Origin of the sequence: Asticcacaulis sp. AND118 (assembly GCF_020535245.1) — a bacterium.
Lineage (GTDB): Bacteria > Pseudomonadota > Alphaproteobacteria > Caulobacterales > Caulobacteraceae > Asticcacaulis.
On the sequence record NZ_CP084910.1, the window covers coordinates 103,608 to 124,671 of the forward strand.

General features: G+C 60.6%; 17 protein-coding genes. 5 read left to right on the forward strand and 12 right to left on the reverse strand.

The window, feature by feature from the left end:
* Positions 1–15: 15 nt before the first annotated feature.
* The 4 genes from trmD (at position 16) to LH365_RS00485 (ending at position 3,605) form a co-directional block, all read left to right on the forward strand.
* Entirely contained in the window at positions 16–792 is a 777-nt protein-coding gene (gene trmD, locus LH365_RS00470; RefSeq protein WP_226744263.1) for a tRNA (guanosine(37)-N1)-methyltransferase TrmD, read from the forward strand.
* Positions 793–815: 23 nt separating this feature from the next.
* Complete coding sequence (gene rplS / locus LH365_RS00475) at positions 816–1,241, forward strand: 50S ribosomal protein L19 (RefSeq protein ID WP_226744264.1); 426 nt, start codon at positions 816–818, stop codon at positions 1,239–1,241.
* Positions 1,242–1,358: 117 nt separating this feature from the next.
* Entirely contained in the window at positions 1,359–2,177 is an 819-nt protein-coding gene (locus LH365_RS00480; protein WP_226744265.1) for a DUF3800 domain-containing protein, read from the forward strand.
* A gap of 297 nt (positions 2,178–2,474) precedes the next feature.
* Positions 2,475–3,605: a PQQ-dependent sugar dehydrogenase gene (locus tag LH365_RS00485; RefSeq protein ID WP_226744266.1), complete on the forward strand. Its 1,131-nt coding sequence runs from the start codon at positions 2,475–2,477 to the stop codon at positions 3,603–3,605.
* Between the two features lie 136 nt (positions 3,606–3,741).
* Here LH365_RS00485 and LH365_RS00490 read toward each other — a convergent pair whose 3' ends face one another.
* From LH365_RS00490 to rbfA, 6 genes are all read right to left on the reverse strand, one after another.
* A complete protein-coding gene (locus tag LH365_RS00490; protein WP_226744267.1) occupies positions 3,742–5,943 on the reverse strand; it encodes a TonB-dependent receptor domain-containing protein in 2,202 nt (733 codons plus the stop codon).
* A gap of 286 nt (positions 5,944–6,229) precedes the next feature.
* Positions 6,230–6,904 carry a pentapeptide repeat-containing protein gene (locus LH365_RS00495; RefSeq protein WP_226744268.1) on the reverse strand — a complete coding sequence of 225 codons (675 nt, stop codon included), beginning with the start codon at positions 6,902–6,904 and terminating at the stop codon, positions 6,230–6,232.
* A gap of 154 nt (positions 6,905–7,058) precedes the next feature.
* Complete coding sequence (gene pnp / locus LH365_RS00500; RefSeq protein ID WP_226744269.1) at positions 7,059–9,311, reverse strand: polyribonucleotide nucleotidyltransferase; 2,253 nt, start codon at positions 9,309–9,311, stop codon at positions 7,059–7,061.
* A gap of 206 nt (positions 9,312–9,517) precedes the next feature.
* Complete coding sequence (rpsO, locus tag LH365_RS00505; RefSeq protein WP_226744270.1) at positions 9,518–9,787, reverse strand: 30S ribosomal protein S15; 270 nt, start codon at positions 9,785–9,787, stop codon at positions 9,518–9,520.
* A gap of 33 nt (positions 9,788–9,820) precedes the next feature.
* Positions 9,821–10,774: a tRNA pseudouridine(55) synthase TruB gene (truB, locus tag LH365_RS00510; RefSeq protein WP_226744271.1), complete on the reverse strand. Its 954-nt coding sequence runs from the start codon at positions 10,772–10,774 to the stop codon at positions 9,821–9,823.
* Positions 10,775–11,245 (reverse strand): 30S ribosome-binding factor RbfA, encoded by a 471-nt coding sequence (gene rbfA, locus LH365_RS00515; RefSeq protein WP_226744272.1) that lies wholly within the window; start codon positions 11,243–11,245, stop codon positions 10,775–10,777.
* Positions 11,246–11,383: 138 nt separating this feature from the next.
* On the opposite strand from rbfA, the gene LH365_RS00520 reads away from it, so the two are divergent.
* Positions 11,384–12,589 carry a DUF418 domain-containing protein gene (locus LH365_RS00520; protein ID WP_226744273.1) on the forward strand — a complete coding sequence of 402 codons (1,206 nt, stop codon included), beginning with the start codon at positions 11,384–11,386 and terminating at the stop codon, positions 12,587–12,589.
* A 253-nt stretch (positions 12,590–12,842) separates the two neighbouring features.
* On the opposite strand, the gene LH365_RS00525 is transcribed toward LH365_RS00520, so the two are convergent.
* The 6 genes from LH365_RS00525 to rimP form a co-directional block, all read right to left on the reverse strand.
* Complete coding sequence (locus tag LH365_RS00525) at positions 12,843–13,526, reverse strand: hypothetical protein (RefSeq protein WP_226744274.1); 684 nt, start codon at positions 13,524–13,526, stop codon at positions 12,843–12,845.
* A gap of 62 nt (positions 13,527–13,588) precedes the next feature.
* Positions 13,589–14,467 (reverse strand): formyltetrahydrofolate deformylase, encoded by an 879-nt coding sequence (gene purU, locus LH365_RS00530; protein ID WP_226744275.1) that lies wholly within the window; start codon positions 14,465–14,467, stop codon positions 13,589–13,591.
* Between the two features lie 182 nt (positions 14,468–14,649).
* Positions 14,650–17,895, reverse strand: coding sequence for a translation initiation factor IF-2 (gene infB / locus LH365_RS00535; protein WP_226744276.1), 3,246 nt, complete (start codon positions 17,893–17,895; stop codon positions 14,650–14,652).
* Positions 17,896–18,001: 106 nt separating this feature from the next.
* The gene (locus tag LH365_RS00540) at positions 18,002–18,730 is read right to left on the reverse strand and encodes an RNA-binding protein (RefSeq protein ID WP_226744277.1); all 729 of its coding nucleotides are present in this window, start codon (positions 18,728–18,730) and stop codon (positions 18,002–18,004) included.
* Positions 18,708–20,366: a transcription termination factor NusA gene (gene nusA / locus LH365_RS00545; protein WP_226744278.1), complete on the reverse strand. Its 1,659-nt coding sequence runs from the start codon at positions 20,364–20,366 to the stop codon at positions 18,708–18,710. The genes LH365_RS00540 and nusA overlap by 23 nt, the downstream gene beginning before the upstream one ends.
* 15 nt (positions 20,367–20,381) lie before the next feature.
* Positions 20,382–21,053, reverse strand: a complete 672-nt coding sequence (gene rimP, locus LH365_RS00550) for a ribosome maturation factor RimP (RefSeq protein ID WP_226744279.1) — start codon at positions 21,051–21,053, stop codon at positions 20,382–20,384.
* Positions 21,054–21,064: the final 11 nt, after the last annotated feature.

Sequence of the window (21,064 nt, forward strand, 5' to 3'; positions counted from 1 at the left end):
TAAGGCCCCGCCCCTATGACCGAACCGTCCGAAATTTCACCTGAGACAAATTCACCTCAGACTCCGGCCACGCCCTACCGCGTGTCCGTGCTGACCATGTTCCCGGAGGCCTTCCCCGGCCCCCTGGGCGTGTCCGTTCTGGGGAATGCCAGCAAAGAATCTCAGCTTTGGGCGCTTGAGCCTGTGGACATTCGGACATTTTCGAGCGATAAGCGCGGCTTTCTCGACGACACCCCTGCCGGGGGCGGTCCGGGTCAGGTGCTGAAGGCCGATGTTATCGCCAAGGCATTAGACAGTTTAGGCGCTGATGACCGGCCGAAAGTCTATATGAGCGCCCGTGGACGGCGGCTCACGCAGGACAAGGTCAGGGAATGGTCGAAGGCTTCGGGCCTGATCGTCTTGTGCGGTCGTTTCGAAGGCGTCGATCAGCGCGTGCTGGATGCGCGCGGTTTCGAAGAGATCAGCGTCGGCGACGCCGTCCTTGCGGGCGGAGAGGCGGCGGCGATGGTTACCATAGAGGCGGTCGTGCGGCTCATTCCCGGTGTTCTCGGGGCCGCCGAAAGTCTCGACACCGAGAGTTTTGAGGATGGTCTCCTCGAACACCCGCAGTACACGCGACCGCGGACGTTCGAGGGCCTCGACATCCCCGAAGTGCTTCTATCCGGCGATCACAAGAAGATGGCCGTGTGGAAGCAGAAACAAAGAGAGGCCACCACGAAGGAACGCAGACCGGATCTCTGGGCGGCGTATCTTTCCAAATTACAGGCAAAAGGCGCTCCGAAACCGGAGTAAGCCTCAACATTAAGGATACAGACATGAACCTGCTTCAGCAGATCGAGGCCGAAGAAGTCGCCAAGCTTAAGGGCGACAAGACCTTTCCGGCTTTCCAACCGGGCGACACCGTCCGCGTCAACGTGAAGATCAAGGAAGGCGACCGTGAGCGCGTTCAGGCCTATGAGGGCGTCGTGATCGCCCGCGCCGGCACGGGCATCAACGAAACCTTCACCGTCCGCAAGATTTCCTTCGGCGAAGGCGTGGAGCGTAAGTTCCCGATCCTGTCGCCGAACATCGACTCGATCGAAGTCAAGCGTCGCGGCGTCGTCCGTCGCGCCAAGCTGTACTACCTGCGCGACCGTCGCGGTAAGTCGGCGCGCATCGTCGAGCGTTCGCAAAACTCGACCCGCGGCTCGAAGGGCGACGAACTGCGCGCCCAGATGGCCAACGGTTCGACCGAAGGCTAAGCCATCGTTTGAAGCGAGAATTGAAAACCCCGCCGGTTCGTCCGACGGGGTTTTTTCTTGACGTAGGCAACAAAACTCTTTTGAGTTCAATTCAAAAATACACGCTAGGGTCTATTTTTGAATAAGCCTACATTTATTGCCTACATAGATGAAGCTGGTGACGAAGGTTTTGGCAAACTGAAAGCCCGCCCCGGCGCAAGCGGCCAATCTGCTTGGTTTCTTTTGGGCGCTTGCATCGTGCGCGCAGAAAACGATCTGCTTTTACCCAAATGGCGGGATGAGATTTTGTCCAGCTTTCATGGGAGCAAGATGAGAGACCTTCACTTTAGAAATCTCAAACACGATCAAAAAGTTGTAGCATGTCAAATTTTATCGGGCAAAAAAATCGGTGTATGTGTTGTTGCATCAAATAAGATCACGATTGCAGAACATCAAAAAAGGGAAATTTTTAAAAAACCACAACATCTATATAATTATATGGTGAGATTTTTGTTAGAGCGCGTTACTAGCGCTTGTGCAGAAGCGGCCAAAAAATCGGGTTCTAATTCTTGTGCATTAAAAATTGTTTTTTCTCGAAGAGGCGGCACTAATTATCAAACAATGAAAGAATATCTTGCATTGATTAGAGATGGGAAGGAAAAAATATTCTCAAATTATAAAATAGATTGGTCAGTTTTAGACATAGATTCTATTGAAGTTGAAAACCACTCCAAAAGAGCCGGCTTGCAAGTCGCAGACGTTATCACAAGTGCGATGTTCTGTGCGCTGGAGCCTAACGCTTATGGAAATTTTGAACCGAGATATGCTAATATCTTGCAAGGCAAGTACATCAAATCAAAAGGAAGATTGTTAAATTTCGGTGTAACCCTAATTCCACCATTAGGGAGAAACCCAATCTGCGATGAGCGTCGTAAGTTTTTACTTCAATTGAAATAGGGTGGCGAGCCCCTGGCTCCTGATTCACATCGCAATGGATGCTGCCGCCATAAGGCAACTCGGAGTTTAAGTCCAGCGCTTGCTCGCCGAGTCGTATAATAGTGCTTCTCGCATAATTTGCAAGAGTCAATCGAACAAAAAGGGAACGTTTTAACTCTTTTACGCGCGTGCAGATAAAAAAATCAAATTAGGTGCAGAAGAGACACTGATTCGATATGTGGTTATGCAATCGACTTTTAACTAGCAGCTTCTCCGCGCAGTGATAATGTCTTGGAATACCCGCAAAAAGAGGCCCTGATGAAACGCCGAGACCTGATGCTCACCGGTCTGAGCCTGACCCTGCTCCTGAGCATCCCCGCCTGCGCCCAGACGGCCAGCAAACCCGCTGCCGAGTCGAACGCCTATGAGGCGGCCGTTTTTGCTGAGGGCATCGAACAGCCCTGGGGCATCGCCTTCCTGCCCGACGGGCGGCTGCTGGCCACAGAGAAGGCCGGCGGGATCAAGCTGATCAGCAAGGACGGTAAGAGCGTTCAGACCATTTCCGGCGGTCCCACCGTCGTCGATTACGGTCAGGCCGGTCTTCTGGGCGTCGCCGTCGATCCGAAGTTTGCTGAAAACAGCCTCGTCTATTTCAGCTTCTCCGAAGAGGGCGAAAACGATACGGCCGGCACGGCGGTGGCGCGCGGCAAGCTGGACGGTTCGGCCATCACCGGGCTTCAGGTCATCTGGCGTCAGACGCCCAAGGTCGAAAGCCCCAACCACTGGGGGTCGCGCATCGTCTTCTCCAAGGACGGGCAGTACCTGTTCATCACGGTCGGCGACCGCGCCAATCAGCGGCCTCTGGTTCAGCGCCTCGACACCACGATCGGCAAGACGCTGCGCATCCGTCCGGACGGCTCGATCCCCGAAGACAACCCCTTCGTGAAGACCGCCGGGGCAAAGCCGGAAATCTGGAGCCTTGGCCACCGCAACCAGCAGGGCGCCTTCGTCCATCCGGAAACCGGCGATCTGTGGACCAACGAGCACGGGCCGCAGGGCGGTGACGAGATTAATATCGTCAAGCCGGGCAAGAATTACGGCTGGCCGGTCATCACCTATGGCGAGGAATATGGCGGCGGCAAGATCGGCGAAACGGCCAGGGACGGGCTGGAACAACCGCTCTATTACTGGACGCCGTCGATGGCGCCGGGCAACATGGTCTTCTATAACGGCCCGCACAAGGCCTGGCAGGGCAAGGTCTTCGTCGCCTCGCTGAAGTTCAAATATCTCGGCATGATCACACTGGACGACGGCAAGGCGGTGAAGGAGGAGAAACTCCTGACCAGCTTTAACGAGCGCATCCGCGATGTGGTGCAGGGACCGGATGGCGCGCTGTATGTCGCTTTCGACAATCCGGAAGGGCGCATCGTGCGCGTGGTGCCAAAGTAACTCTGATAGTTACGGGGTCGAGGGGCCCAAGGCCCCTCGCCTTAGAACAATAAAAAAGGCGTCCCGATAAGGGGACGCCTTTTTTATTGTCTTAAAGATGAGGGGGTCACGACCCCTTCATCCCGTTCCATCAGAGTTACATCCCGCCCGGACGCGGACCCATGCCCGGACCGCCCGGTCCCATGCGCATCTGGTTTTGCTGCGCATTGGCCGGGGCCGCGCCCCCGAAATTGTAGCGCAAAGCCAGATAGAAGACCGGCGCTTCCATTGCCCGCTTCGATTCCGAATAGACCGTCTTGGTCGAGGTGTAGGTCACCGTCTTACCCGTACGCAGCGGGTCGGCGACATTCACCACCACCGTCAGCTTCGGCGTCAGCTTGTGCGAATAAGACAGGTTGCCCATGGCGAAAGGCTCGGTATAACCCTGCCCCGTCAACTGCTTGCCCGAAGTGAAGAAGTTGAATTGCAGCGTATCCTTGGCCGTGGCCTGATAGCTCACATTGAGGCGACCGCTCAGCGAGGTCGCATCCTGCGTGCCGACCTGCGGCGTCGTCAGCTCGGTATAGGCCAGATTGCCGCCCGTCTGCACCATCAGCTTCTTCGACAGCGGGGCCTGCAGGTTGAACTCGATCCCGCCGGACTTACCCGAACCGCCGTTTTCCTGAGACGTCAGCAAGACGTCGTTGGCGATAAAGCGGCTCGTCTGAGTGATGACGTCTTCGTTCTGACGATAGTAGGCGCGGATTTGATAGTTGAGGATCGGCTTGGTCACCTCATAACCGACCTCGAACGAGTCCGTCGTCTGCGGCTTGAGGTTCGGATTGCCCTGGCTGACGTTCTGCGCGTCGGTATAGCTGAGCGCAGGATTGAGCGATTGCGGGTTCGGACGCTGCAGGCGGCGCGCATAGGAGAAGCGCAACTTGGCCTCCGACGACAGCAGATAGGTCGCAAACAGGCTGGGGCTGTACTTGGTGTAGTTCAGGCTGCCGCGCGTGCCGGTATCGACCTGATAGGTGTCGAGATCGAGGTTTTCCGCACGGATGCCGGCCAGCACCACCCACTTGTCGCCGAACGGCCTCTGATAGGTGACATAGGCCGCGGTCAGCAGTTGCTTGTACTCGAAGCTGTTGGTCAGCGCCGTGTTGCCGAGATCGGTCACGCCGGTCGAAACATTGTCCAGCGCGTTGTCGTCGCGGGTGATCTGCGTGCCGACCGACAACTGGTCCTGACCGATGGGGGTGTTGTAATCGACGCTGAACACCGCGCTTTTCAGATCACGCGACGAATATTTAGCGTCGCTTGTTATGGTCGAGGTCGGGCGTGTATAGGTGTAGATATTGGTCTGCGCGTTATCGCCGCGCGAACGGCTGAGGCGCAGATCGGTTTTCAGCGTTTCGCCCGGCTGATCGCCGGTATGGCTCCAGGTCAGGGCCAGACTGCTGTCCTCACCGAACTGGTTCAGCGTGGAGGCGCCGCTATAGAAGCGGGTCGCCGCACCGGCGGCATTATAGGTCGCGGTATTGCCCGTGCCGGTGGCGTCGAGTTCGCGGCGGAAATAGGACAGCGCCGCGCTCAGCGTATTCTGATCATCGAGATTGTAGTCGACGCCGCCATTGGTCGAGAAGGCCTTCATCTTGCCGTCACCGAAGGTTTCGGACTGGGTCAGCGAAGTCGGATTGCCATTGGCGTCGAGCGATTTCATGGTGCGCAGGAAGCGGTTCTCGCGGCTGTCGACGCGATAGCTCATGCCACCGTTATAAGACACCTTGCCCGCGGTATAGCTGCCCGACACATTGCCGTTATAGCGGCCGGACGAACCGACCGAAGCCGTCACCGAACCGTAACCGCCCGGCTTGCGGTTCTTCTTCATCACCAGATTGATGATGCCGCCCGACCCTTCGGAAGAGAACTGCGCGCCGGGATTGTTGATGACCTCGACCGAGGAGATATCGCCGCCCGACATGGCCTGAATGGCACCCGCGCGGTTATCGCCCTGCATCATGGCCGAGGGCTTGCCGTCGATATAGACCTGAACGTTCGTATTGCCGCGCAGGGCGACATTGCCGTTGGCGTCGACCGTCACCGACGGCACCTTGTTCAGCGCATCCGCCGCCGAACCGGTAGCCGTGTCGGCATTCTTGGTGTTGTCATAAACCTGACGGTCGATACGGTTCTGGGCCTTGGCCCCCGTGACCGTCACCGTGGTCGGTTCTTCGGTTTTCTCAGCCGGCTTTTCGGCAGCCGGCGCGGTTTGCGCCGCCGCGGCGGAAGCCAGCAACAGGGAGGCCAGGACGCTCAGGCTGGCCGTGGCGCGTATACGGTATTTGGGGGAGGACATGTCGGTGCTCTCTGGGTCGTTATTTCGGGGTCGAAGCGCCGCCGCACACACATTCCGGCGGTCTTAGGCATGGGGTCTCTTAGCGGTCTTGCCGGGGGTTGCGCCTCTTAAGGTTTTGTAATGCAAGGGCTTGCGTCGGCCCCTCGTCTATAATGCGGCGGGATATGGGCAGCATGAGCGAATTGTGAGCCTTTGCTGAATAAGGACTTGCCAGACAAATGGGCCCGCCACGGGCAGTGACAGGCCAAAATGTTGCAAAGCGGAAATAAGAGGGACTGCGGCGAATTTATCGCACTTTCAACCCAAGTTCAGAAAGCAGTTCCGCCGCTTGCGACCGCGAAATCGTCGCACCCTTGAACCGCCGGGCGTCCTCCAGACGCACGCCGCCGATGTCCGTTCCGCGCAGGTCCGCCCCTTCGAAACGGGCATGGTCGAGCATGGCGTCACGCAAGGAGCACTCTTCGAACACCGCCTGCCGAAAGTCGCAACCCTGAAGATCGGCATTGGTCAGATCGAGCGATTTCAGCGTCTGCCTGACGAAGGCAAAGCTTTTCAGGCGCGCATCGTTGAGGCGGCAATCCTCGAATACCGCATCCATATTTCGGCTATGGGTGAAGTCCGCGCCGGTCAGCTTGCAGCGTAGAAATCGCGCCTGCGCCAACCCTGAGCCCTTGAACGGCGTATTGTTGAAATCGCAGCCGGTAAACTGGGCCTCGGTCAGGTCGGCGGAGGTAAAATCGGCCTGACCGCCCTTGCAGGAGATGAATTGCGCCTGCTCCAGCTTCGCCCCGCGAAACTTCGTCTTGCGCAGGATGCAGTCCTCGAACATCCAGCCGTTCAGAATAAAATCGCTGAGGTCCAGCCCCTCCGCCTCGCACCCCACCAAACGCACAGGCTCACCCTTATGGGCCAGACGCAGGATAGCGCCACGGTCGAGGATTTGGTCGGCGAGTGTGTGCATAGAGGTAGCTTTAACGCTTTGTGGTTATCGGGTGAAGGGGTCTGTGACCCCTTCGTCTTCACTCAAAAATAAAAGGCGGCCCAAGCGGGACCGCCTTTTTTATGGGCTTAAAAGATGAAGGGGTCATCGACCCCTTCACCCAAAAACACAAGCGTTAGTCGCGGCGGGGACGACGCGAACGGCGCGGACGGTCACCGCCCGAACGCTCTTCGCCACCTTCGTCGCCATCGGCTTCCGGAGCCTCGCCCGAAGCCGCACGGGCCTCGTCGCGAGCCGCCTTTTCGGCCGCCAGCTTTTCGGTCAGGTCTTCGCCGGTTTCCTGATCGACGACCTTCATCGACAGCTTGGTCTTGCCGCGATCGTCGAGGCCTAGGAACTTCACCTTCACTTCGTCGCCTTCGTTCAGGACGTCCGAGGTCTTGGCGACCTTTTCGTTCTTGATCTGCGAGATGTGGACGAGGCCGTCCTTGGCGCCGAAGAAGTTCACGAACGCGCCGAAATCGACGACCTTCACGACCTTGCCCTTGTAGATGGCGCCGACTTCCGGCTCCGAGGCAATGGACTTGATCCAGTCGCGCGCAGCGTCGATCTTCGACTGTTCCGAAGCGGCGATCTTGATGGTGCCGTCTTCGCCGATGTCGATCTTGGCGCCGGTCTTTTCCACGATTTCGCGGATGACCTTGCCGCCCGAACCGATGACTTCACGGATCTTGTCGGTCGGGATCTTGATCGTTTCGATCTTCGGCGCGAACTCGCCCAGTTCTTCGCGAGCGCCCGAGATGGCCTTGTTCATTTCACCGAGGATGTGCAGACGGCCTTCATTGGCCTGACGCAGCGCCTTGGTCATGATCTCCTCGGTGATGCCGGGGACCTTGATGTCCATCTGCAGCGAGGTGATGCCGTTGGCGGTGCCCGCGACCTTGAAGTCCATGTCGCCGAGGTGATCTTCGTCACCCAGGATGTCCGACAGAACCGCATAGCCGTCCTTTTCGAGGATCAGGCCCATGGCGATACCCGATACCGGCGACTTCAGGGGCACGCCGGCGTCCATCAGGGCCAGCGAGGTGCCGCAGACGGTCGCCATCGAGGACGAGCCGTTCGACTCGGTGATTTCCGAGACGACGCGCAGGGTGTAGGGGAACTCTTCCGCCGACGGCAGCATCGGACGGATGGCGCGCCAGGCCAGCTTGCCGTGGCCGATTTCGCGGCGACCCGGCGAACCCATGCGACCCGCTTCACCTACCGAGTACGGAGGGAAGTTGTAGTGCAGCAGGAACTTTTCCTTGTACGTGCCTTCCAGCGCGTCGATGAACTGCTCGTCTTCGCCGGTGCCCAGCGTGGCCACGACCAGGGCCTGGGTTTCACCGCGGGTAAACAGGGCCGAACCGTGGGTGCGCGGCAGGATGCCGACTTCCGACACGATCTGACGCACCTTGTCGACGGCACGGCCGTCAACGCGCTTGCCGTGATCGATGATGTCGCGACGCAGAACGTCGGCTTCGCATTCCTTGAAAGCCGAACCGAACACGGCGGGCTCGACGCCTTCCGGGTTCTCTTCCGACTTCACGAGGACGGCCGCAGCCTTCTTCTTGGCGTCGCCGACGGCGGCGTGGCGCTCGTGCTTGCCCTTGTGGGTATAGGCCTGGATGATGTCCGGACCGACCAGACCCTTGATCTTGGCCACGACGTCCGAGAAGTCTTCGGCTTCGAATTCAAAGGGTTCCTTGGCGGCGTGTTCGGCCAGCTCGATGATGGCGTCGATGACCGGCTGCATGCCGGCATGGGCGAACATCAGCGCGCCCAGCATCTTGTCTTCGCTCAGTTCCTGCGCTTCGGACTCGACCATCATCAGGGCGTCCTGCGTGCCGGCGACCACGAGGTCGAGCGAGGATTCCTTGACCTGATCAAGCGTGGGGTTCAGGACGAATTCGTCATTGATGATGCCGACGCGGGCGCCGCCGATGGGGCCCATGAACGGCACGCCCGACAGGGTCAGAGCGGCGGAGGCGGCCACCATGCCGAGAATGTCCGGATCGTTTTCCATGTCGTGCGAGAGCACGGTCACGACGACCTGAACTTCGTTCTTGAAGCCCTTGACGAACAGCGGACGGATCGGACGGTCGATCAGGCGCGAAACGAGGGTTTCCTTTTCCGAAGGGCGGCCCTCACGCTTGAAATAGCCGCCCGGAATCTTGCCGGCGGCGAAGGTCTTTTCCTGATAGTTGACCGTCAGGGGGAAGAAATCCTGACCCGGCTTCGGCGCGCGGGCATAGACGACGGTAGCCAGCACGGTCGTTTCACCGTAGGTCGCCAGCACGGCGGCGTCGGCCTGACGGGCGATGCGGCCGGTTTCGAGCGTCAGCTTGCGGCCGGCCCAATCGATGGATTTTCTTTTGATATCGAACATATTTTGTCTTTCTCTCACCCGCAGGCCCATTCCTGCCGGGCTTGGATCTGAAAGGGTGCGGACCGTTCGTGACCCGGACCCTGTTTGGAACGGCAAACTATTTCGCCGTTGTGGCTCGCCGGTTTCGCGGTTTTCGCGTGCGGGGCGAGGCCGCAGATACGATCAGGGCCTGACACCTTGTGTCAGGCCCTGACGTTTTAGCAAGATTAGCGACGCAGACCCAGGGTCTCGATGATCGCCTGATAGCGATCGGCATCACGGCTCTTGAGGTAGTCAAGAAGACGACGGCGCTGCGAAACCATTTTCAGGAGGCCGCGACGGCTGTGGTTGTCTTTCTTGTGAGTCTTGAAGTGTTCGGTCAGATTGGCGATACGCTCGGAGAGGATCGAGATCTGGACTTCGGCCCCACCCGTATCGTTTTCCGAACGGGCGTGGGTTTTGATCAGTTCGGCTTTACGCTCGACAGTGATCGACATCGGGGTCTCCTTTCACGGGCCGGGCCCGCAAGGTTAGAGGTTTATGAGGCGCGTGGGGTGGAATTGCCCCAGACGCAGTTCACCCAGAGCGACAATCTGTCCGTCCCGGTGCGCCCAAAGGGTACGCCCGTGCTCCGATTTTCCCGATTGTGACCGGATTTTCAGAGCGTCTTCCGCCGTTTCCGTGCGGGAGAAGGACAGGGTGATTTCGCGGCCCTGTTTGAGCCTTGAGGCCTCGTCTTGCGTCACAGGCAGGGCCGGGATGTCGTCCAGCGCGGTCTCGACGGTAAGCAAAGCGTCCAAAGCGGCGTCTCTATGCCTCAAATCTTCGAGTTTTTCCACCCCTGCGGATAAATTAATGTCGAACCCGCCGACGCGTTCGCGGCGCAGCGCGCTGACCACCCCCAGCACGCCCAGTTCGAGCGCGATGTCGCGCGCAATGGCCCGCACATAGGTGCCTTTGCCGCAATGCAGCCGGAACTCGGCCTCGTCCGCGCTGATGATGCGCTCCAGCGTCAGATCGTGGACGAGAACCATCCGCGCTTCCAGTTCAACCTCGACCCCGTCGCGCGCCAGATCGTAGGCGCGCTGGCCATCGACCTTGATCGCCGAAAAGGCCGGCGGAACCTGTTCGATCTCGCCGATGAAGACAGGCAGCATTTCGCGGATTTCGGCCTCAGTCGGGCGCAGAGCATTCTCTTCCAGCACCTCGCCTTCAAGGTCGTAGCTGGCCGTGCGCTGCCCCCAACGCACGGTGAAACGATAGACCTTGTCGGCTTCCATCAGATAGGGAACGGTCTTGGTCGCCTCGCCCAGCGCAATCGGCAGGATGCCCGAAGCCATGGGATCGAGCGTACCGGCGTGGCCGGCCTTTTGCGCATTGAACAGACGACGGACGAAGCTGACGGCCTGGGTCGAGCCCATGCCCAGAGGTTTGTCCAGACAGATCCAGCCGTTGACGAGATCGCCTTTTTTCTTGCGTGCCACCTAGTCCTCGTGCTCGTCGTCATGACGCAGGTCGCTTCTCAGGTCTCTGGCCACATCCGGACGCATGAACAGGGCGTCGATGCGCGCCGCTTCGTTGAAACTTTCGTCGTGCAGGAAACGCAGGTCCGGCGTGAACTTCATATCGATCATGCGACCCAGAATCCCGCGCATGAATTTGGCATGACGGTTCAGCGCCTCGATCGCCGGCGCGATCTTTTCCCTGGGGATCGTCACCCCGCCCAGCCCCGCGCCCAGCGGTTCGACGAAAACGGTGGCGTGGCGCAAGTCCGGCGAGCAGCGGACCTCGGTAACGGTGATCGAAACCCCTTGCAGGGCTTCGTCGTGCAGCTCTTCCTCGCGCAGGATTTCGACCAGCGCGTGGCGAACCAGTTCGCCCGCGCGCAACTGGCGCTGGGTCGGTCCCTGAGCTTCGGCCTTATGGCCGCGGGTTTTGTCGGAGTGTCTTTTCATCCGCCCCCTATAAGCCTTTTTGACGGATTTTCCATGAGATTCTGCACGCCTGACGCGCGCTTGCCAGCGCCTGATAACGTTGTCTATAGTCCGCTCGACAAGGTACGGAAAAGTACAGGCTCTTCAGGGAGAGACATTATGGCGGCCACTTTAAAGACCGTCCCCCCGACGCCGCAGCGTCTGGAGGGGCTTGACGCTCTGCGCGGCTTTGCCCTGTTCGGCCTGTTCATGGTGCACATGCCGGAACTGTTCGAGCTTTACTGGGCGCATCCGGTCACCGATCCGGCGCAACTCCTCTGGCACAATGTCGTCTTCACCCTGTTCGGCGGCAAGGCGTTTGCGCTGATGGCCCTGTGCTTCGGCGTCTCCTTCTTCATTATCATGGACAATTCGGCCCGTAAGGGTGTCGATTTCACCGGGCGCTTTCTGTGGCGGCTGACGGTGCTTTTGATCATAGGTTTGCTGCATGGCCTGTGGTATCGCGGCGAGATACTGGAGGTGCTGGCGGTTATGGGCCTGCTGCTGCTGCCCTTCTATCGCCTGAAATCCACCACCCTGATCGCGGCCATCGGCGTAATCTGTCTGCTTCAGCCCCAGATGTGGATTCAGCTTGGGGCCGCCTTGAGCGGGGCCGAATGGGCCAATCGTCCGTTCGGTTACTGGGGCGGCACGGTCCCCGAAGCGCATCTGACAGGAAAGAGCCTGATCGAGACCATTCGCATGAACTGGGTGGTCGGACACCCGTTGAAATGGATGTTCATGTACGAGTCCGGGCGCCTGAGCCAGATACTCGGTCTGTCCCTGATCGGCTTGTGTCTGGGGCGTATCGGCTTTTTCAGTCAGCCGGAACGCTTCGGGCGGGCGCGCATGATCGGCTTGGGCGTATCGCTGATAGCCGCCCTTATCCTGTGGCACAGTCAGGGTCTGATCAGCAGCCTGATCCCGACGAGCGAGACGGCGCGGATGCCCAATGCCCTGTGGCGCGGCATCTGGTCCAGCCTGACCGACCTCAGCATCATGCTGACCCTGATGTTCGGGTTTCTGAGCCTCTATTATGGTCCGCTGCATCGCCTGCTGAACGCCTTCGCCGCCCCCGGTCGCATGACGCTCAGCCTCTATGTGGGGCAATCGCTGGTCTTCGTGCCGGTTTTTTACAGCTTCGGCCTCGGGCTGCACGCCACGATGAGCCAGTCGGAAGCCGTGCTGATCGGTCTGGCGGCCTTCGCCGCGCAGATGCTGTTGGCGCATCTGTGGTTCAAGCGCTTCCATTACGGCCCGCTGGAATGGGTGTGGCGGGCGGCGACCTACTTAACCGTCAAAGTACCTTTCAAAAAACAGAGCTAAGTCGCCGCTTTTTGTCTGCGCTAACGCTTCGCTCTTTGAGCGCGGGCGACCTACTTAACCGTCAAAGTACCCTTCAAAAAGCAGAGCTAAGTCGCCGCTTTTTTGTCTGCGCTAACGCTTCGCTCTTTGAGCGCGGGCGACCTACTTAACCGTCAAAGTACCTTTCAAAAAGCAGAGCTAAGTCGCCGCTTTTTGTCTGCGCTAACGCTTCGCTCTTGAGCGCGGGCGACCTACCTTACGCTCAAAATCCCGTTCAGCCGCGCGAAATAAAGGCGTTCAGCGGCACGTACAGCCCCAGTCGGTTCCACGCCGCCGCTTCCATCAGCGCCCGCAGCCAGTTGACATAGGCCTGCGCCATGGCGAACGACAGTTGGTAGTAGGCCATGACCATGCGCGAAATGGCGTCGTGCATATCGTATGCGTGGGGCGCATCTTCGGTGGCCGGCGCTTCGTCCATAACCGGCTGAAAGCGGATCGGCGCAGCCTCGACCGGCGCCACAAAACCGTCAAGCGCATGGGCGATATAGGCGTTCAACCCGGCCCCGTCATAGACGTGCGACGCTGCCTCGTCCTGCACATGCCGGCCCGCATCGTGGGCATAATAGCTGAGTATAGCCTGACACACCGCCACGTCGTAGCAATATTGGCGGCGGCCCTGATAGGTCAGTACCGAATGGGCGGCGGCCCGTTCCTCGTTCATACCCGACAGGCGCGCCTTGATGGCCCGGATGCGTGGTTTGTCGCTGCCCCAGTCGCGGCTGATGGTCCCGATGTGCGCGTTTTGCACGCCGCACAACCGCGCCAACCCGCGTTGCGTCAGATAGTGCGCGCCGTCGCTGAGACGGCCCATGCCGACGCCCGTCACCTCGGCATACTGCACGATATACAGGTTTGAGGCGGGCGTCTTCGACCGTTTCCGTTTGGCGGCTGGCGGCATGTCATTGTCCCCAAAAGAGGGCGCGACTGTGCAACGCAGCCCTTACTTCCGCAAGTGCCAAATCAGCTAAAGACGATCGTCTTGCCGCCATTGATAATGACGCGGCGTTCGGCGTGCCAGGTCACGGCGCGGGCCAGAACGCGGGCTTCGATATCCTGACCGATCGCCACCAGTTGTTCCGGCGTCAGGCCGTGGTGCACCCGCTGCACGTCCTGCTCGATGATCGGGCCTTCGTCGAGGTCCGACGTCACATAGTGCGCCGTCGCGCCGATGATCTTCACCCCGCGCTGATGCGCCTGATGATAGGGCTTGGCGCCTTTGAACGACGGCAGGAAGGAATGGTGGATATTGATGCAGCGGCCTTCCAGTTGGCGGCTGAGGTCGTCCGACAGAATCTGCATGTAGCGCGCCAAAACAACCAGATCGGCCTTGTGCTCATCGATCAGACCGAGGAACTGCACCTCCTGCCCGGCCTTCGTATCCTTGGTGATGGGCAGATGCACATAGGGCAGGCCGTTCCATTCGACGAACGAACGCATATCTTCGTGGTTAGACATCACAGCGGCGATTTCCACCGGCAGCAATCCTGCCCGCCAGCGGTGCAGCAGTTCGTACAGGCAATGGCCGAACTTCGACACGGCGATGATGACGCGCGGCCGCACGCTCAGATTATGGATGTCCCATTCCATGCTGAAACGGTGGGCGATGGGCTTGAACCCTTCACGCAGGATCGACATGGGCGGCATGCGCGGACCGGCCTGCTTGAAAACCACGCGCACATAGAACATGTCGCCTTGGGAATCGTTGAACTGGTTCGACTCTACGATCGAGATGTCGTTGTCGTTCAGATAACCCGATACCGCCGCGACGATACCGCGCGTGTCCGGGCACTTGATGATCAGAACGTAATGGGACGGGTCGAAAAAGGTCGTATCGGGCACAAGCGCATTCCAGAGTTTTGTCCCGCTATAGCAGGCAAATCTTGCGAAAAGTCAAAAGTTACAAATGAAAGAAAGGCGTGGGGTCATGGACCCCACACCCCATAACGGATCAGAGACAAGCTAAACTCAACCCTAAAAAGCATTTAGCCCGGCATTGAGCCGGGCCAAACACTTTTAAAAGATTACAGCGTGCGCTTGATCTCTTCGACCGTGAAGCATTCGATGAAGTCGCCCTTCTTGATGTCCTGGAACGGACCGAAGGACATACCGCATTCCTGACCGACCACGACCGAGTTGACCTCGTCCTTGAAGCGCTTGAGCGTGGTGAGCACGCCCATTTCCTGAATGACGACGTCGTCGCGCAGGATACGCACGCGCGCGCCCTTTTCCACGCGGCCTTCGGTGACGCGGCAACCCGCGACCTTGCCGACCTTGGTGATGTCGAACACTTCGAGCACTTCGGCGTTGCCAAGGAAGGTTTCGCGCTGGATCGGGGCCAGCATGCCCGAAAGCACGCCCTTGATGTCGTCGATCAGGTCGTAAATGATCGCATAGTAGCGGATTTCCACGCCTTCACGCTCGGCCAGATCGCGCGCCTGCTTCGAGGCACGGACGTTGAAGCCGATGATCGGGGTGTTGGAACCCTTGGCCAGTTGCACGTCGGACTCGGTGATACCCCCAGCGCCCGAATGGATGATCCGCGCGCGGACCTCTTCGTTGCCGACCTTTTCCAGCGAGCCGATAATGGCTTCGGCCGAACCCTGCACATCCGCCTTGACGATGAGTTGCAGCTCTTTGACCTTCTTGTCCTTGAGCTTCGACATCATGTCCGACAGCGACACACCGACCGGAGCCACCATCTTTTCACGCTTCACGCGCTGACGGTACTCGGTGATTTCACGAGCGCGGGCGTCCGATTCCACCACGGCGAAAGCTTCGCCGGGATCGGGCGCCTGGTCGAGGCCGAGAATTTCGACCGGCTGCGACGGACCCGCTTCAGGCAGTTGCGTGTCGCGCTCGTCGATCAGGGCGCGCACGCGGCCCCACGACGCGCCGGCGACGATGATGTCACCGCGCTTCAGCGTGCCGCGCTTGACCAGAACCGTGGCCACCGGACCGCGACCCTTGTCGAGCTTGGCTTCGATGACCACGCCTTCGGCGGTACGATCCGGATTGGCGCGCAGGTCGAGCACTTCCGCCTGCAGCAGGATGGCTTCGATCAGATTGTCGAGACCCAGACCCGTCTTGGCCGAAACCTCGATGATCTGCGTGTCGCCGCCCAGCGATTCCACCACGACTTCGTGTTGCAGAAGCTCGTTGATGATGCGCTGCGGGTTGGCCTCGTGCTTATCCATCTTGTTGACGGCCACGATCATCGGCGTCTTGGCGGCGCGCGCGTGATTGATGGCTTCGATGGTTTGCGGCATGACGCCGTCATCGGCGGCCACGACCAGCACCACGATGTCGGTCACGTTCGCACCGCGGGCACGCATGGCCGAGAAGGCGGCGTGGCCAGGCGTATCGAGGAAGGTCACGCGCTCACCGGTCGGCACCTTGATCTGGTACGCGCCGATGTGCTGGGTGATGCCGCCGGCTTCGCCCGCCGCCACGTCTTCCTTACGCAGCGCGTCGAGCAGCGAGGTCTTGCCGTGGTCGACGTGACCCATGACCGCCACGACCGGCGGACGCACGATGGTGTCGTCGTCGTGGTCGGCGGCATCTATGAAGCCTTCGAGGACGTCGGCTTCCGAGACGCGTCTGACGTTGTGGCCGAATTCGGTAGCCACCAGTTCGGCGGTATCGGAGTCGATAACGTCGTTGATCTTGAGCATCATCCCTTGCTTCATCAGCATCTTGATGATGTCTACGGCGCGAACGGCCATACGGTTCGACAGTTCCTGAACCGTGATAACGTCCGGAATGACCACGTCACGCGAGACGCGGGCCTGTTCCGTAGTGACGCCCTTGCGTTTTTCACGCTCGCGTTCACGAGCGCGACGCACCGAGGCCAGCGAACGCATACGATCGGCGGCGCCCTCATCGTCACCGACGACGGCTTGCAGCGTCAGGCGGCCTTCGCGGCGCTTGGGCTCGCCGCGCGTTTGCGACACCGCCTTGGTCGGCGCACCGGCCTTGGTCCCGCCACGACGGTTGCGATCATCATCGTCCCCGGCACGGCGCACATCACCCGGCTTACCCGCAGGCGTGCCACGCGAAGAGCGGATACGATCGACTTCCGAAACGGCGGGCGCGTTCGGCGCGACACCGGCGGGCCCCCGCGGCGGACGCGGGGAATTGGCCGAATAGCGAACGGTTTCACCCGCCGGACGCGGACCGCGGTCGCCCTGCGGACGATCTCCCTGCGGACGCGGGCCACGATCACCCTGCGGGCGGTCGCCTTGCGGACGGTCACGGTTAAATGGCGGACGGTCGCCCTGCGGACGATCACCGCGCGGGGTGCGCTCGCCATAGTTCGGGCGGTCGCCTTGCGGACGATCGCGATTAAACGGCGGACGATCGCCCTGCGGACGGTTGCCGTCTCTGTTGAATGGCGGACGATCGCCTTGCGGGCGGTCACCACGCGGACGATCGCCGTACTGACCCTGGGGACGATCACCCTGCGGACGGTTGCCATCTCTGTTGAAGGGCGGACGGTCGCCTTGGGGGCGGTCACCACGCGGACGATCGCCATACTGACCCTGGGGACGATCACCTTGCGGGCGATCGGCGCGCGGCGCATCGTTGCGTTGCCCATCATTTCTGGGAGCGCGATCGTCACGGAAGCCGTCACGACGGTCTTCACGCGGCGCGCGCTGGGCCGGACGCGACAGGGCTTCATCGATGGCGCTACGGCGCGGGGCTTCGGCCTGAATAGGGGCCTGAACCGGTGCCGGCGCTTGCGACGCGGACTCGGACGGCGCAGGCGCTGCCGGTTGCGACGGCGCTACGGGTGCAGGCTGAGCCGACGCTTCGGCGGCGCGACGCGCGGCGTCTTCACGGGCGCGCTGCTCGGCCTGACGGCGCGCGTCGCTTTCGCGACGTTCCTGATCCAGACGCGCCTGTTCCAGAACGCGGGCGCGACGATCCAGTTCATCCTGACGCAGGCCACCGGCATTCCCGCCCGAAGAGGCGGGACGCGGCGCGGCATTCTGGGACGGGTTCGCCGGACGCGGACGCGCCAGATTGCTGTCGGCGGACGGACGGGCCGGAGCGCCCTGGGACCCACCCGAGGGTGCGGCGCCACCTTGCGGCGGCGTGCCGATACGGCGCTTGGTTTCCACCACCACCGTCTTCGAACGCCCGTGGCTGAAGCTCTGCTTCACGGTGCCGGAAGGCACATTGCCTCCGACGCGCGGCTTCAGGCTCAGCGGAGCGCGGGCATTGTCGCCCTTTGGGGCTTCGGGTTTATCGTCTTTCGGATCGCTCATTCAGCTCGCTACATACATGATGAAACCGGCAATTCCGGCTTCGTTTCGGACAATCAGCTTGAAATGCGATTGAGCCGTGAAAATATCACGCCCTGATAGTCGCTTTTCAGTTTGAGTTAAAGGGTCTTTCGCGCCATTTCGCGGGAAACAGCGCCTCAAACCCGCCAAGGCGCGCCGCTTCGCGCGAAAACGCCCCGGCCCGCCGCCCTTCGATCAGGGTCGCATGGATTACATTTTCGAGCCCCAGAGCGAGGCTCAGTTCGTCATTGGAGAACAGACCGCACAGGCCGACCGCCGGCGTTTGTCCGTAACTGAGGTTCAGAAGCTTGCCCCGCCCGTCCTCTGCCCCGTCCGAGGCTTCGATCAGCCACGCGGCGCGGCCGGCGGCATGGGGCACCGTCTTGCCTAATTTAAGCGCGGTTGCGACTTTTTCAAACCCCGTGACGAGATTTCCTTCGCGGCGCGCCAGCCCCAACTGATCAAGCAGGCGCTTGCGGATCAGCGCAGGCACAAGCGCATCAAGGCCTTCCGGCGTTTTGACCGCCTTTTTGGCCGCGCGCGAGAACAGGTTCTTTTTGATAGCGAGCGCCAGACTTTCGGCGTCCGCCTTCAGCCACAGGCCGCGTCCGGGCAGGGTTTCCTTCAGATCGGGCACCACATAGCCGTCCGGTCCGACCACGAAGCGGATCAGGCCGTCACGGGACACCGAACTGTGGGAAGCGACGTCGCGCCGGTTACCATAGCGCACGGAAACGGTCTGAGACGGGGCTTCCCCCGCCTCAGTGGTTTCATCGTTCAGATCGATAAGGGTCTCATTGGTTGGAGTTGGCGTCATTCGCGCCCTCCTCTTCATAAGACTCTTCGTAGACCTCTTCCGAGGCCTCTTCTTCGAGTTCCGGCTCGGGCTCAGGCGCTTCGATCCAGCCCGCCGCGATACGCGCGTTGAGGATCAGGGCTTCGGCGTCGGCGACCGACAGCGAGAAGGCTTCCAGAGCGCCCGGCACGCGGACCTTTTCCGGACCGCGCTGCTCGAAGCCGCCGCGCACTTCGTCGGTAGCCAGATCGGCCAGATCCTCGACCGTCTTCACACCGGCTTCGCCCAGAGCGACGGCCATGGCCAGAGTCACGCCCGGCACGTTCAGAACCTCGTCCTCGACGCCCAGCTCGACGCGCTTGGCGTTCTGCTCGGCTTCGAAACGCTCCAGATAGTCGCGGGCGCGGGCCTGCAGCTCGGCGGCGGTGTCTTCGTCGAAGCCTTCGATGGCGGCGATTTCAAGCTGATCGACATAGGCCAGGTCTTCGACCGTCGAGAAGCCTTCGGTGACCAGCAACTGGGCGATGACTTCATCGGCGTCCAGCGCTTCCTGGAACAGGGCGGTGCGCTCGGCGAATTCCTTCTGGCGACGCTCGGAGTCCTGAGCTTCGGTGATGATATCGACCTGCCAGCCGGTCAGTTGCGAGGCGAGGCGAACATTCTGACCGCGGCGGCCGATGGCCAGCGACAGTTGTTCGTCCGGCACCACGACTTCGACGCGGTCTTCTTCTTCGTCCAGCACGACCTTCGACACTTCGGCCGGGGCCAGCGCGTTGACGATGAAGGTGGCTTCGTCCGGCGACCACTGGATGATGTCGATCTTTTCGCCTTGCAGCTCGCCGACGACGGCCTGCACGCGCGAACCGCGCATACCGACGCAGGCGCCGACCGGATCGATCGAGTTGTCGTTGGACAGCACGGCCATCTTGGCGCGCGAACCCGGATCGCGGGCGACCGATTTGATTTCGATCACGCCGTCATAGACTTCCGGCACTTCCTGCGCGAACAGCTTGGCCATGAAGCCGCCGTGGGCGCGCGACAGCATGATCTGCGGGCCCTTGGTTTCGCGGCGCACGTCGTAAATATAGGCGCGGATGCGGTCGTTGACCTGGAAGGCTTCGCGCGGGATCGACTGATCGCGGCGCATGATGCCTTCGCCACGGCCCAGATCGACAATGACATTGCCGTATTCGACGCGCTTGACGGTGCCGTTGACGATTTCGCCGACGCGGTCCTTGAACTCGTCGTACTGACGCTCGCGCTCGGCCTCGCGCACCTTGTGCGTCACGACCTGCCGGGCCATCTGCGACTGAACGCGGCCCAGTTCGAACGGCGGCAGGATTTCAGGATATTCCTTGCCGACAAAGGCGTCCTTGTCTTCGCGCAGGGCCTCGGTCAGGCCGCGCTGAGCGTATTCGTTTTCCAGCTCTTCATCCGGAACGACCGTTACGTAACGGGTAATGGTCATTTCGCCGGTGCGCGGATCGACGCGGACACGGATGTCGTGGTCGGCGCCGTAACGCGAACGGGCGGCCTTCTGCACCGCTTCTTCGATGGAGGCGAGCACGACCGACTTGTCGATCTGCTTTTCGCGCGCCACGGCGTCGGCGATTTGAAGCAGTTCCTGACGGTTGGCGCTGATTCCGGTAAAGCTCATGTCACTGTTCCCAGTTTAATTCTTGGTCTGTTTGTCGTTGTCGTCGCCGAAATCATCGTCTTCGGCATCGTCGAAATCCACATCGTCAAATTCGGCGTCGTCTTCATCGTCGCCGAAATCAAGGTCGTCATCGTCGTCTTCTTCGTCCTCGCCGGCGTCACGACGGGCGGCAGCCTTTTCCGCGCCGATCTTGAGCAGCTCGTCATTGAGCACCAGCTTGGCATCGATGATCCAGGCGAACGGGATCATGGCCGTCTCTTCCTCACCTTCGAGATCGATGGCGACGTATTCACCATCCTCGGTGCCGGCGAGAATGCCACGGAAACGCCGGCGACCTTCGGCCAGACGATCCAGTTCCAGACGCGCCTCAAGACCCGCATAGGTGTCGAAATCCTTGATACGCGTCAGCGGACGGTCAATGCCCGGCGACGACACTTCGAGAATATATTCCCCGGTGATGGGATCGGCTTCTTCCAGATAGGCCGACAGGGCGCGCGACAGGCGGGCGCACAGATTGACCGTGATCTCGCCGTCCGTCTTGCGCTCGGCCATGATCTGAAGTCGGCCGGGGCCACCGGGCTTGTTCGAGCCCATCAGGCGCACGCGCACAATGTCGAGCCCCAGCTCTTCGGCAATGGGGTCGAAGGCTTCGATCAGCTTGCGGTCTTCGGTCGTCTTGGCGCGCAAAATAAATCCTC